We start from the raw sequence: 13,075 nt of genomic DNA, 5'->3' as shown, positions 1-13,075 counted from the left end.
ATTATTATAAAATTTTGTTAATTACTCTAATTCTATGTTTATGTTGGCATGAATTGAATTTATGGTAAGTTTTTTAGAAGTTGATGAGTTTTCTTTAAGAAATGGAGATTCTTTTTCCGCTCCGTTTATAAGAATTATTCCATTATTTGTGGTTAAATTTAACTTACTTTTTGAAGTTATATGCCCAAATACATTCCCTTGGAAAAGATGCACATTAGTGTTCCCATATATCCTATTTAATTTTACATTTCCTCTTTCAATATAAATACCTAAATCTCCATCATAACTTTTTGAATTGACTCCTATAGTGTTTCCATGAACATTTATACGTTTATTTTTTGGAACTTTTATAACTACCCTCGCTCGTTCGAGTCTTCTTGTTATATATTTTCGAAAAACTTCATTTTTTAATGTTGAAATGTGTAATTCAAATGCTATTGTAAGAACCTCTCTTTCTTTTTTGAACACTATATTATGTGCGTGTGGATTTTCATCAAATAAAAGCACCTCTAACTTATCATCTTCTGAGTTTTCTATTACAATATCATCTAACCCGTAAGTAATTATTTCAAGTTCATGTGCTAACATTATTCTTTTCTGTATTGTCTTTTCTTGACAGAAAAGAACTTGAACACTTAAGGCAAATAATAAAAACACATTTTTTTTCATACAAAAAAAGCCTCTAAAAGAGGCTCTGTTTATTTTTAACTTTAATACGTTATTGTTTGCGTTTTGCTTCAATACTTAAAGTAGCATGTGGTACTAACTTTAAGCGTTCTTTCTGAATTAACTTACCTGTAACTCTGCAAATACCATAGGTTTTATTTTCAATACGAACTAAGGCATTTTTTAAGTCACGAATAAATTTTTCCTGACGTATGGCTAACTGCATATTTGCTTCTTTAGCCATCGTATCTGACCCTTCTTCAAAAGACTTAAATGTTGGCGACGTATCATCAGTTCCATTATCTGAACCGTTTTTATACGATGCTTGTAACAATTTTAAGTCTTCTTCAGCTTTTTCAATTTTCTTTTGAATGATTTCCTTAAACTCTAGTAAATCACTATCTGAATATCTTATTTTAACATCATCCATAATGCTATATTTTTTCAATTAACATTCTACTTTTAATGGTATCAAACTCAATTTCTGTACCATTTTTTAAATCATCAACAAAAATTAATTCGTTTGTTAATGTTTCTGCCTTAATGTAGTTTTCATTTGCCAATACCGATTCTTCTAAATCGTTCGCTTGTAAAATGGTTAATTTTATTTTATCGGTTACTTCTAAACCTGTGTCTTTTCGTGCGTTTTGAATTCTATTAATTAATTCTCTTGCCACACCTTCTTTTCTTAAATTATCGTTTATCGTAACATCTAAAGCTACTGTTAACCCTTCTGCATTGGCTACCAACCAGCCTTCGATATCTTTTGATGAAATCTCCACATCTGCGGTTTCTAAAGTAATCATTTTATCATTAACTTTTACAGAAATTTCACCATCTTTTTCAATTTTAACGATGTCTTCTTGTGTAAAGCTTTGAATTTGATTTGCTATAAGCTTCATTTCTTTCCCAAATTTAGGCCCTAAAGCCTTAAAGTTTGGTTTGATTTGTTTTACTAAGATTCCTGAAGCATCGTCTAGTAATTCTATCTCTTTAACGTTCACTTCTGATTTTATTAAGTCTGCTACTGCTAAAATTTCTTCTTTTTGAGTTGCATCTAATACAGGAATCATTATTTTTTGTAGCGGTTGACGTACTTTTATTTTTTCTTTAGCTCTTAAAGAGAGTACTAACGAAGAAATTGTTTGTGCGTTTTCCATTTTACGCTCTAACGACTTATCTACTAAATCAGCATTATATTTAGGAAACTCAGCAATGTGCACACTTTCAAAGTTTTCTTTTCCTGTTGCTTTTGTTAAATCTTTATACAAACGATCCATAAAGAAAGGTGCCACTGGAGAACCTAATTTAGCTACCGTTAATATACAAGTATATAAAGTTTGATATGCTGATATTTTATCTTGTGCATATTCTCCTTTCCAGAAACGTCTTCTACATAAACGCACGTACCAGTTACTTAAGTGATCTTGTACAAAATCAGAAATTGCTCTGGTTGCTTTGGTTGGTTCGTATTCTGCATAGAATTTATCTACTTTTTGAACTAATGTATTTAATTCAGATAAAATCCAACGATCAATTTCTGGTCGTTCATTAATAGCTATTTCTGCTTCACTATACGTGAAGTTATCAATATTTGCATATAAAGAGAAAAATGAATAGGTGTTATATAAGGTTCCGAAGAACTTACGTTTTACTTCTTCTATTCCTGCTAAATCAAATTTTAAATTGTCCCATGGGTTTGCATTTGAAATCATGTACCAACGCGTAGCATCAGGGCCAAATTCAGACAATGTAGTAAACGGGTCTACCGCATTTCCTAAACGCTTTGACATTTTTTGTCCGTTCTTATCTAACACCAACCCGTTAGACACTACATTTTTATACGCTACAGAATCAAACACCATCGTTCCGATGGCATGCAACGTATAGAACCATCCACGAGTTTGATCTACTCCTTCAGCAATAAAGTTAGCCGGATAGCTTTCTTTATTACCGATGAGTTCTTTGTTTTCAAACGGATAATGCCATTGTGCATACGGCATAGAACCAGAATCGAACCAAACATCAATTAAATCGTTTTCACGCTTCATTGGTTTTCCTGAGGCTGAAACTAAGATAATTTTATCAACTACATTTTTATGTAAATCGATTTTATCATAGTTTTCTTCTGACATGTTTCCTACTTCAAAATCAGCAAAAATATCCTCAGATAGTACTCCTGCATCTACTGATTTTTGAATCTCTTCTTTTAATTCAGCTACAGAACCGATACAGATTTGCTCTGTTCCGTCTTCAGTACGCCAAATTGGTAATGGAATTCCCCAAAAACGAGAACGTGATAAGTTCCAATCATTCGCATTTTTTAACCAGTTACCAAAACGTCCTTCTCCTGTTGATTTTGGTTTCCAGTTAATCGTTTCGTTTAAATCGAACATTTTATCCTTTACATCGGTTACCTTGATAAACCAAGAATCTAATGGATAATATAAAACTGGTTTATCCGTACGCCAACAGTTTGGATAGCTGTGCACATATTTTTCAACCTTAAAGGCTTTGTTTTCTGTTTTTAGTTGAATTGCTAATTCTACATCTACCGATTTTTCTGGAGCCTCACCATCTGTATAGTATTCATTCTTTACATACTTCCCAGCAAATTCACCCATTTCTGGTCGAAATTTCCCTTGTAAATCTACTAAAGGAACTGGGTTCTCATTTTCATCTAATACTAACATTGGTGGTATTTCCGGAATTGCTTGTTTGGCAACTAAAGCATCATCCGCTCCAAAGGTAGGTGCTGTGTGTACAATACCTGTACCGTCTTCAATAGTAACAAAATCTCCTGAAATTACCCTAAAAGCATTTTCTGGATTTTGATATGGTAAAGCAAATGGTAATAATTGTTCATATTTAATTCCTACTAAATCTTTTCCGATAAATTCTTTTACAATTGCATAAGGAATTTGCTTATCTTCTTTAGTATAATTTGCTAATTCAGCTACATCTTCTACTTGATTAAACTTCTTCCCTGCAAATTGTTTTGACACTAAGTTTTTAGCCAACACAACTTGAATTGGCTCAAAGGTGTATTGATTGAATGTTTTTACTAACACATAGTCAATCTTTGGACCAACCGTTAATGCTGTGTTTGATGGAAGTGTCCATGGAGTTGTTGTCCAAGCTAAAAAGTGTACATCTCCTTCAACTTGTAAAAACTCTGGTAAGGTTTCTTTGATTGTTTTAAACTGAGCTACTACTGTAGTATCCGTAACATCTTGATACGTTCCTGGTTGATTCAACTCATGTGAACTTAATCCTGTTCCTGCTTTTGGTGAATATGGCTGGATTGTATACCCTTTGTATAACAAATCCTTATTATAGATTTGTTTTAACAACCACCAAACCGATTCCATGTATTTTGGTTTATAGGTAATGTACGGATCTTCCATATCTACCCAATATCCCATTTTTTGTGTTAGGTCATTCCAAATATCAGTATAACGCATTACGGCTTTTTTACAAGCTTCGTTGTATTCTTCAACAGTAATTTTGGTTCCAATATCTTCTTTGGTAATTCCTAATTCTTTTTCAACACCTAATTCTACTGGCAACCCATGTGTATCCCAACCTGCTTTACGCTTAACTTGGTATCCTTTTTGGGTTTTATAACGACAAAAAATATCTTTAATGGCACGTGCCATTACGTGGTGAATTCCTGGTAAACCGTTTGCTGAAGGTGGCCCCTCAAAAAACACAAATGGTTCGTTTCCTTCACGTGTAGTAATACTTTTTTCAAAGATGTTGTTTTCTTCCCAATAGTTTAATATTTCTTCTGCTACTTTTGGTAAATCCAAGCCTTTGTATTCAGTAAACTTCTTACTCATTTTGTCGGTGTATTAATTGAATGTGCGAAATTACGTATTTTCTTGTAATTGTTGAATTTGAGACCTAAAAAAACGCCTCAAAAATGAGACGCTTTGATACTTTACAAGTTATAATTGTTATTTTTTAACTATATAAAAATAAGATCTTCTATTTTTTTGATGCTCTTTTGCAGAACAATTTGTTGTCCCATCACAATTATTTAACAATTGTTCTTCACCAAAACCAAGAGCACTTTTAATCCTACTAGGCGAAATTCCTCTCGAAACAATATAGTCTCTAGTTGATTTTGCTCTCTTCTCAGACAATCTTTTATTGTATTTTTTTGTTCCTCTACTATCTGTATAAGATTCTATCTTAATAATCATTTCTGGGTGATTATTCATTACCGAAACAATATGCTCTAACTCATATTCTGCATCTTCTCTTATTGTATATTTATCAAAATCAAAATAAATTGGATTAATTACAATTTGATCTTCTACAATTAATGATTTTAGTGATAAATTTGTGGTAACAAACTGCTTATTTACATCAAGGGTTTGTAACTGTTTTGTATCACCTTTATAGTCTTCTTTTTCTGCTACAACGACAAATTTTTTCTCGCATTCAACTTCAATAAACCTATAGTCTCCGTTTTTTTCTGTTAATTGTTGTGCTAGAATTTTACCCTCTGAATCAATTAATTTAACTATTGCTCCTGATATTGGTTTGTTACTATTTTCTTCTGATACTACACCTGTTATATCTTCTTTACAGTTGTATAAAATAAAACTATAAATATCGTCGTCTCCTTTTCCTCCTTTTCTATTAGAAGAGAAGAAGCCATTGTTTTTTTCATCATCTATCACAAAAGCAAAATCATCGTAGGCTCCATTTATAGGAGCTCCTAGGTTATTTGGTTTTTGATAAGTACCAGCATTATTTTTTGAATCAAAAATATCAAGAGCGCCTAAACCTAGATGTCCGTCTGAAGCAAAATACAGGGTATTGTCTTTAGCTATAAAAGGAAACATTTCTCTTCCTTCTGTATTTATTTCTTTCCCCAGATTTACTGGTTCTCCGTAAGTGTTATCTTCTAAAATGGCTACCTTGTATATATCTGTTGCTCCAAAACCATTTGGCATATCAGAAATAAAGTATAACGTTTTTTCATCTACACTTAACGCTGGATGCCCAGCAGAATAATTGTCATTGTTAAACGGAAGCTCTGTTATATTTTCCCATTCGCCATTTATATGTTCTGCTTTATATATTTTAAGATATGCTATTTGGTTATCTCCTCCTTCTAACTTTTTTCCATTAAAATTTGTTCTGGTAAAGTACATTGTTTTACCATCAGAAGTAATCACAGCGTTAGATTCGTGATACTCTGAGCTTAATGATGAAATTATTTCTTCTTCTTTTAAATCAACTATTTGATTTTCTTGATCATAAACTTCGTTTGCTTTGTAGATATTTAAATGTGGTTGGTTGTTCCATTTATATAACTTGTCATTTTCTCCAACAGGTTTTGTAGAAGCAAAGTAGAATGAGTTTTTATAAATAAAACCTCCAAAGTCTGAATACTTTGAGTTTATTGATAGGTTTTTAATATTTACAAAAACTTTCTTTTTACTCTTTGTATAATCACTAAAATAATTTTTGTTTTCTCCTATGGCTTTACCTCTACTGTCTTTTTCGTTAATGGTACTAAACTTTAAAAGCCATTTGTCAGATTCTTTAACTTTACCATTACTTTTTAAAGATTGTGCGTATCTAAAAAAATATTCTGGCGAAGTCATACTTTCATAGTTACCCATTAAAAGTTTATACCATTTTTCGGCCTCCAAAAACTCTGAATTATAATAATGAGAATCTCCTAAACGACTAATTATTTCATACGATCCATTTCCTTTATCATAAATTTTCTCGTATAACTCTGCAGCTTTTTTATATGCAAAACCTTCAAAATATTTATCTGCGGTATACTTCCTTTGACCTTGGCAAATACTAGTAAGAAAAATAAAAACTACTATTATTATTTTTTTCATAATGTTAGGCTTTCCTATTTAGACACACTTTTATTATGTTTTGATACTAAAAAATAATTATTTTTAGTGCATTCCTCGTTCTTTTTTAATTTGCTCGTAAGCTGCCTGTATTTTTTGAAACTTCTCTTTCGCTCCTTTTTTATGCTCGTCTCCTAAGTTTTGTAACTTATCTGGATGGTGTTTTTTTGCCATTCTACGATAGGCTTTCTTTACTTCATCATTCGTTGATTCCTTAGTTATTTCAAGCATTTTATAAGCACTATCAGATTCGTCATAAAACATTGCCTTTATTGAAGAATAATCGTATTCGTTAATATACAAGTAACTTGCTATCTTTCTAATCTCTTCTTCCTCTACACTAGTTACTTGCCCATCTGCTTTTGCTATTCCAAACAAAAAATGTAGTAACTGTAATCGTGTAGCATGCGACATATACTGACGTATTTGTAAACAAACTTGACGTGTAGATACTTGTTTTTTAATAATCCCACTAAACAATTTGAATGCATGATTTGCTCGTTCTTTGCCATACATTTTCACAAAGTATGAACGAACATAATCTAACTCACGTTTATCTATCTTTCCATCAGATTTTATAACTACAGACGCTAATATTAATAAGCTTATTTCAAAATCACCTGACGTGGCTCTTCCTCTTCTTGGTTGACCTCCTGTCTTTTTTTGATATTCTAGCTGTTCTTGTACGAAATCTTCTACAGAAATTCCATCAATAAAACTTCCTACAGCAAACCCTATAACAGCTCCTATTGGACCTCCTAATGTAAAGCCAGCTCCTGCTCCAAGCCATTTTGCAAATTTTCCCATTGTTTGTTTTTTAGAGGCCACAAAGATAAAACATTACCAATCTATCTCCATACATATTTCAAGTTGATTGTTGCCACGAAAAGAAGTATCTTTGCCTTAAATTTTAATTCAAAAATATGTATCCAGAAGAATTAGTAAAACCAATGCGTGATCAATTAATTGACGCTGGTTTTGAAGCTTTATATACTGCTGAAGATGTTGACAATGCTTTAGCCAAAGAAGGAACTACGTTAGTAATGGTAAACTCTGTTTGTGGGTGTGCTGCAGGTACTGCAAGACCTGGTGCTATTGCTTCTTTAGGAGCAGATAAAACTCCAACAAACTTAACTACAGTTTTTGCAGGTGTAGAAAAAGAATCTACAGCGAAGGCAAGAGAATATATGATTCCTTTCCCTCCATCATCTCCTGCAATTGCTTTATTTAAAGATGGTAATTTAGTACACATGTTAGAACGTCATCATATTGAAGGACGTTCTGCACAAGCTATTGCACAAAATTTAGCCGCTGCTTACGACGAATTTTGTTAATCTTTTTTAAGACACAAGATTTTTTAGAGTAAAGAACAAAGACAAAAAATCCAGCTATTTGCTGGATTTTTTACTTTGAGATTTCTCATGCAAGATTTTAAAAAACTCTTTAACTTTTTCAAAAAACAATCTTAATTCTTATATCTAACAGTGAAGCGATCTTGATTTTTCTCTATACTTTCTTAATTACATTAGTTACAACTCCCCAAATAATAAAATTATTTTCTTCTGTAATTTTAATAATTGGATAGTCTGGGTTTTCAGGCTTCAACCAAACCTCTCCTCCTTCAACTCGTAAACGTTTTACGGTAAACTCTCCATCTAAAAAACACACTGCTATTTTATTATTGGTTGGCGGAATACTTCTATCAATTACCAACAAGTCATTATCATCCAAACCTGCACCGATCATCGATTGTCCGCTTACTCGTGCAAAAAAAGTAGCTTCTTTATTTCTAATCAACTCTTCGTCTAGTGAAATTCTAGTTTCTCTAAAATCATCCGCTGGAGAAGGAAATCCCGCTGAAATACCTGTATCCATTAAAATAGCTCCTTCGCTTTCGTTTAACTCTTTTGGCAAGAAAAAAGTCAATACTTCTGATGCTTTTACTGGCTTTAATTTTCGTAACATCTTATTGTTTGTTGTTTAACTAAACTTATTTTACTTTAATAATGTCGTTAATATTTGTAGTGTATTTGGGTGATAATCGCTCTTGACGCATCTTCCAAGTACGCTGCAAATCTTGATTGGCTAATTTAATCTTATCTGCTTTATACGTTTGATTAATTTTATCAATTGCGCTCATTAAAGAAGCATGTTTCGGATTTTCGCTTGCAAACATATCTATCTGATAATTATCTGAAGGAACTAATCCTGTTACAATAACTCCTGCTCTTTTATACTTTATTCCTTCTTTAAAAATAGTTGTTACCGCCTGTACTGCACTTTTACTAATAGTCAATGTAGAGTTTGTTGGGTACGGAAATACAACCGTTTTACTCACTCGGTGTTGTTCTGTATCTTTTTTATGATAATCACTTCGTAGCAAAACAATCACCATATGACAACTAGAGTTTTGTTTGCGTAATTTTTCTGCACAACTCACTGCAAAGGTTGAAATTCTTTCTTTAATATTATCTAAGTCAGAAAATGTATATTCAAAACTTCGAGTTGTTGCTATTGCTTTTTTATTAGTAGGTTCATCTAATTCTATTTTCGAATCTCCTTCTAAATCTTTTTTCAACTTCCAGCCTGTTATTGAAAGATTTCTCAATACCCAATCATCATTTAACTGCGTAAAATCGTATGCTCTTTTACATCCTTTAGCTAGTAACCTCTTCTGTATACCTCTACCAATTCCCCAAACACTCTCTATAGGAATCCATTTTAGTGCTTTGATTCTTTTTTCTTCGGAATCAATCACATACACACCTCCTGTTTCTTTTGGAAATTTACGGGCAATTTTATTAGCTACTTTACTTAACGCTTTTGTTGGTGCAATTCCTACACAAGTTGGAATCCCTGTCCACTGCAACAATCTTCCTCTAATTTCTTTTCCGTAGGAATTAAAATCACATTCATCAAAACCTTTGAATTGTAAAAAAGCTTCATCTATAGAATACACCTCAACATCAGGAGAAAATTGTTCTAAAGTTTTCATAACTCTAGCACTCATATCTCCATACAATGGGTAATTTGAAGACAGTACTGAAATATTATTGTTTCTACAGAACTGATCCCACTTAAAAATAGGTGCACCAAATGGAAGTTGTAACTTTTTTGTTTCGTCACTCATTGAAATAACACACCCATCATTATTACTTAAAATAGCTACGGGATTTCCTTGCAAATTCGGATTAAAAACCCGTTCACAAGAAGCATAAAAGTTATTACAATCTACCAACGCATACATAACTGTAAAGGTACTGAATATTGAAAAATGAACTCTAACTAACTTTCCTTATTTTTGTTTCATGGTTAGAAAATTAAAAATTGACGGAATCGATAAAATTATTATCAAACGTCTTGTAAAAGACGCACGTACTCCTATTTTAAGCATTGCTCGAGAAGTGGGTATATCTGGTGCTGCCATTCATCAACGATTACGAAAGTTAGACGAATCGGATTTAATTGATGGTTATAAAATGATATTAAATCCAAAAGCTTTAGGCTATACTACTACTGCTTTTGTTGGGGTGTTTTTAGATTCTTCTAGCCTATATTCTTCAGCAATTAAACGTTTAAAAGAAATTCCTGAGATTGTAGAAAGTCACTATACTACTGGTAACTACGCTATTTTCATCAAAATACTGTGTAAAAACAACGAAGACTTAATGCATTTGTTAAATAAGGATATTCAAACCATAAAAGGGGTTTCAAGAACCGAAACTTTTATATCTTTAGACCAACAAATAGATCGACAAATAAAAATTTAAAAACCCCGAATGAACGATTTTATCTTCTACTTTAAAATGGGCTTGTTTCATGTACTAGATTTTAAAGCCTATGACCACATTTTATTCTTAATTGTATTAGCTGTTGTATACCAATTTAAACAATGGACAAAAGTTTTGTGGTTAATTACCTTATTCACTATTGGCCACTCAATAACTTTAGCACTTTCGGCATACGGAGTTTTAAATGTGCGAGCAGATTTAATTGAGTTTTTAATTCCGTTAACTATTTTTATTACGGGATTAATGAATGTATTAACCGCTAAAAAGGCCTCAGTAGGTAAAGAAAATCAAAATTTATTTTTTGCATTATTTTTCGGATTAATTCACGGGTTTGGTTTTTCTAACTATTTTAAAATTATGATTGGAAAAACTTCTGATAAATTTTTACCTTTAATAGAATTCGCATTAGGTGTAGAAGTAGCACAAATTATTATTGTATTGGGTATACTATTAATTGGAACACTCGTACAATCAATTTTTAGTGTAAACCGTCGTGATTGGATTTTAATCATGTCTTCTATCGTTATTGGTTTTGCGCTACAAATGATGTTTAACCGCGTTTTTTGGTAAAAAATTAACGACTAACTAACTCAAATCTAATTACCTTAGCTTATCTAAGAAAAATCACGCTAAAAAGTTTGAAAAAAAAACAATTAAAATATGACATTGCCTATTTAAAAATGGCAAATGAATGGGGACAACTTTCTCACTGTATTCGTAAAAAAGTAGGTGCCTTAATTGTTAAAGATCGAATGATTATTTCTGATGGTTATAATGGTACTCCTTCTGGTTTTGAAAATTATTGTGAAGACGAAGAAGGATACACCAAATGGTATGTGTTACATGCCGAAGCCAATGCTATTTTAAAAGTAGCTTCTTCAACTCAATCGTGCAAAGGTGCAACTCTATACATTACACTTTCTCCTTGCCAGCAATGTAGTAAGTTAATACATCAAGCAGGAATAAAACGTGTAGTATACGCACAAGCATACAAAGACCGATCAGGATTGGATTTTTTAGAGAAAGCTGGAGTTGAACTGACCTATTTACCTTATGAACAAGAATAATTTACCTATATATTTATCTATTGCAGTAATTTTCGGTATTCTTATCGGAACCTTTTTCAGCAATGGAAATTCAAGTAGCCTTATTGGAAAAAGTTCGTCAAGCGAACGAAAAATAAAACGTTTGATTGACTACATTCAAAGTGATTACGTTGATGATGTAAATACCGATGAGTTACTAGACGGAGCTATTGCCGAAATGCTAGGTAAGTTAGATCCACACTCAGTATATATTCCGAAAGAAAACCTACAATTGGTTACCGAAAACATGCAAGGTAATTTTGTTGGAATTGGTGTTCAATTTCGTATGATTGAAGACACTATCACAGTTATAGAGCCTATTAAGGGTGGACCAAGTATTGAAGCTGGTATTAAAGCAGGTGATAGAATTTTGCTTGCAGATAAGGATACTCTTTTTGGAAAAAAATTGCAAACTTCCCAAATAATGAAAGCTTTAAAAGGGAAACCAAATACTAAAGTTGATTTACAAGTTTACAGAAAAACCAATGATAGCATTTTTGATATTACTATTAATCGTGGTAAAGTAAATATTAAAAGTGTTGATATTGCTTATATGCTAAACGATAGTGTTGGTTATATAAAATTAGATCGTTTTGCTCGTAACACCTATACTGAATTTAAATCTTCTTTAAATAAACTACTTACCAAAGGAATGACTGATTTAGTCTTAGATCTCCGCGGAAATGGTGGTGGTTTTATTGATATTGCTAATGATATTGTAGATGAGTTTTTAGAAGATGAGAAACTCATTGTATTTACAAAAAATAATAAAGGTGATATTGTAGAGTCTTTCGCCACCGATAAAGGTGATTTCGAACACGGTGGTTTATATGTGTTGATAGACGAAAACTCTGCTTCTGCTTCTGAAATTGTAGCCGGTGCTTTACAAGATAACGATAAGGGTATTATTATTGGCCGTCGTTCTTTTGGGAAAGGGTTGGTGCAGCAAGAAATGGACTTAGGTGATGGTTCTGCAGTACGATTAACTACCGCTAGATACTATACTCCGACGGGACGCTCAATTCAAAAGCCTTATAAAAAAGATGCCGATTCTGAAGAATACAGTCACGATTTTGAACATCGATTAGAAAATGGTGAATTATTCACTAAAGACAGTATTAAAACTATTGATAGTTTAAAGTTTACAACACCAAAAGGAAAAGTTGTATACGGTGGTGGTGGAATTATCCCTGATCATTTTGTAGCGGTAGATACCTCAGCTTATGTTCCTACAATATTCTTCCGTCCTTTAAATAATTTTGCTTTTTCCTATGTAGATGATAATCGTAAAAAACTAGCTTCATTAACAGTTGAAGACTTTATTAACAAATTTGATAAAAGTAATGAAGTTTCTGATAAATTCTTAGTTGAACTAAAAGACTTTAGACTTTCGGAAAGAACAAAAAATCAACTTCGTAGTAACTTAAGAGTATTAATTGCTCGTGAGCTTTTTAGCGATGAAGGTTTGTATAAAGTAGACCAAAAAGATGATAAAATGCTTCAAAAAGTGTTTGAATTAGAAAAACTACAAAATGAATAAAAAAACACTTAAAGTACTTGGAGTATTTTTTTTGCTATAGTGTTGGCTTTTAAATTCTTTGGTTTTATTATTGAGAACTTCTTAAGTGGAAGGGGGAATCCT

Annotated in this window: 12 protein-coding genes; 5 read left to right on the top strand and 7 right to left on the bottom strand. The window is 32.1% G+C overall.

Translation table 11 applies throughout. From position 1 onward, the window contains the following. Positions 1-21 precede the first annotated feature (21 nt). The 5 genes from C7448_RS03310 to C7448_RS03290 form a co-directional block, all read right to left on the bottom strand. Positions 22-669 (bottom strand): hypothetical protein, encoded by a 648-nt coding sequence (locus C7448_RS03310; RefSeq protein WP_147300490.1) that lies wholly within the window; start codon positions 667-669, stop codon positions 22-24. Between the two features lie 49 nt (positions 670-718). Continuing rightward, positions 719-1,096, bottom strand: coding sequence for a TraR/DksA family transcriptional regulator (locus C7448_RS03305; RefSeq protein WP_115900129.1), 378 nt, complete (start codon positions 1,094-1,096; stop codon positions 719-721). A gap of 4 nt (positions 1,097-1,100) precedes the next feature. After that, positions 1,101-4,508 (bottom strand): isoleucine--tRNA ligase, encoded by a 3,408-nt coding sequence (gene ileS / locus C7448_RS03300; RefSeq protein WP_115899919.1) that lies wholly within the window; start codon positions 4,506-4,508, stop codon positions 1,101-1,103. A 117-nt stretch (positions 4,509-4,625) separates the two neighbouring features. Next, positions 4,626-6,539: an OmpA family protein gene (locus C7448_RS03295; protein WP_245939419.1), complete on the bottom strand. Its 1,914-nt coding sequence runs from the start codon at positions 6,537-6,539 to the stop codon at positions 4,626-4,628. Between the two features lie 63 nt (positions 6,540-6,602). Then, complete coding sequence (locus tag C7448_RS03290) at positions 6,603-7,364, bottom strand: TerB family tellurite resistance protein (protein WP_115899917.1); 762 nt, start codon at positions 7,362-7,364, stop codon at positions 6,603-6,605. Positions 7,365-7,480: 116 nt separating this feature from the next. On the opposite strand from C7448_RS03290, the gene C7448_RS03285 reads away from it, so the two are divergent. Next, the gene (locus tag C7448_RS03285; RefSeq protein WP_073182156.1) at positions 7,481-7,891 is read left to right on the top strand and encodes a BrxA/BrxB family bacilliredoxin; all 411 of its coding nucleotides are present in this window, start codon (positions 7,481-7,483) and stop codon (positions 7,889-7,891) included. 172 nt (positions 7,892-8,063) lie between these two features. On the opposite strand, the gene C7448_RS03280 is transcribed toward C7448_RS03285, so the two are convergent. After that, positions 8,064-8,522 (bottom strand): LexA family protein, encoded by a 459-nt coding sequence (locus C7448_RS03280; protein WP_115899916.1) that lies wholly within the window; start codon positions 8,520-8,522, stop codon positions 8,064-8,066. A gap of 25 nt (positions 8,523-8,547) precedes the next feature. Beyond that, positions 8,548-9,804, bottom strand: coding sequence for a Y-family DNA polymerase (locus C7448_RS03275; protein WP_115899915.1), 1,257 nt, complete (start codon positions 9,802-9,804; stop codon positions 8,548-8,550). Positions 9,805-9,865: 61 nt separating this feature from the next. Here C7448_RS03275 and C7448_RS03270 point away from each other — a divergent pair, with 61 nt between their 5' ends. The 4 genes from C7448_RS03270 (at position 9,866) to C7448_RS03255 (ending at position 12,973) form a co-directional block, all read left to right on the top strand. After that, the gene (locus C7448_RS03270) at positions 9,866-10,327 is read left to right on the top strand and encodes an Lrp/AsnC ligand binding domain-containing protein (RefSeq protein ID WP_047789927.1); all 462 of its coding nucleotides are present in this window, start codon (positions 9,866-9,868) and stop codon (positions 10,325-10,327) included. A gap of 9 nt (positions 10,328-10,336) precedes the next feature. Continuing rightward, positions 10,337-10,918, top strand: a complete 582-nt coding sequence (locus C7448_RS03265) for a HupE/UreJ family protein (RefSeq protein ID WP_115899914.1) — start codon at positions 10,337-10,339, stop codon at positions 10,916-10,918. Between the two features lie 68 nt (positions 10,919-10,986). Beyond that, on the top strand, positions 10,987-11,415 hold the full coding sequence (locus C7448_RS03260; RefSeq protein ID WP_262510979.1) for a deoxycytidylate deaminase: 429 nt from the start codon (positions 10,987-10,989) through the stop codon (positions 11,413-11,415). Beyond that, positions 11,402-12,973 carry a S41 family peptidase gene (locus tag C7448_RS03255; protein WP_115899913.1) on the top strand — a complete coding sequence of 524 codons (1,572 nt, stop codon included), beginning with the start codon at positions 11,402-11,404 and terminating at the stop codon, positions 12,971-12,973. The genes C7448_RS03260 and C7448_RS03255 overlap by 14 nt, the downstream gene beginning before the upstream one ends. Positions 12,974-13,075 lie beyond the last annotated feature (102 nt).

It is taken from the genome of Tenacibaculum gallaicum (assembly GCF_003387615.1).
Lineage (GTDB): Bacteria > Bacteroidota > Bacteroidia > Flavobacteriales > Flavobacteriaceae > Polaribacter > Polaribacter gallaicus.
The sequence above is the reverse complement of the archived record's forward strand: the minus strand, read 5'-3'. Positions and strand labels throughout refer to the sequence as shown.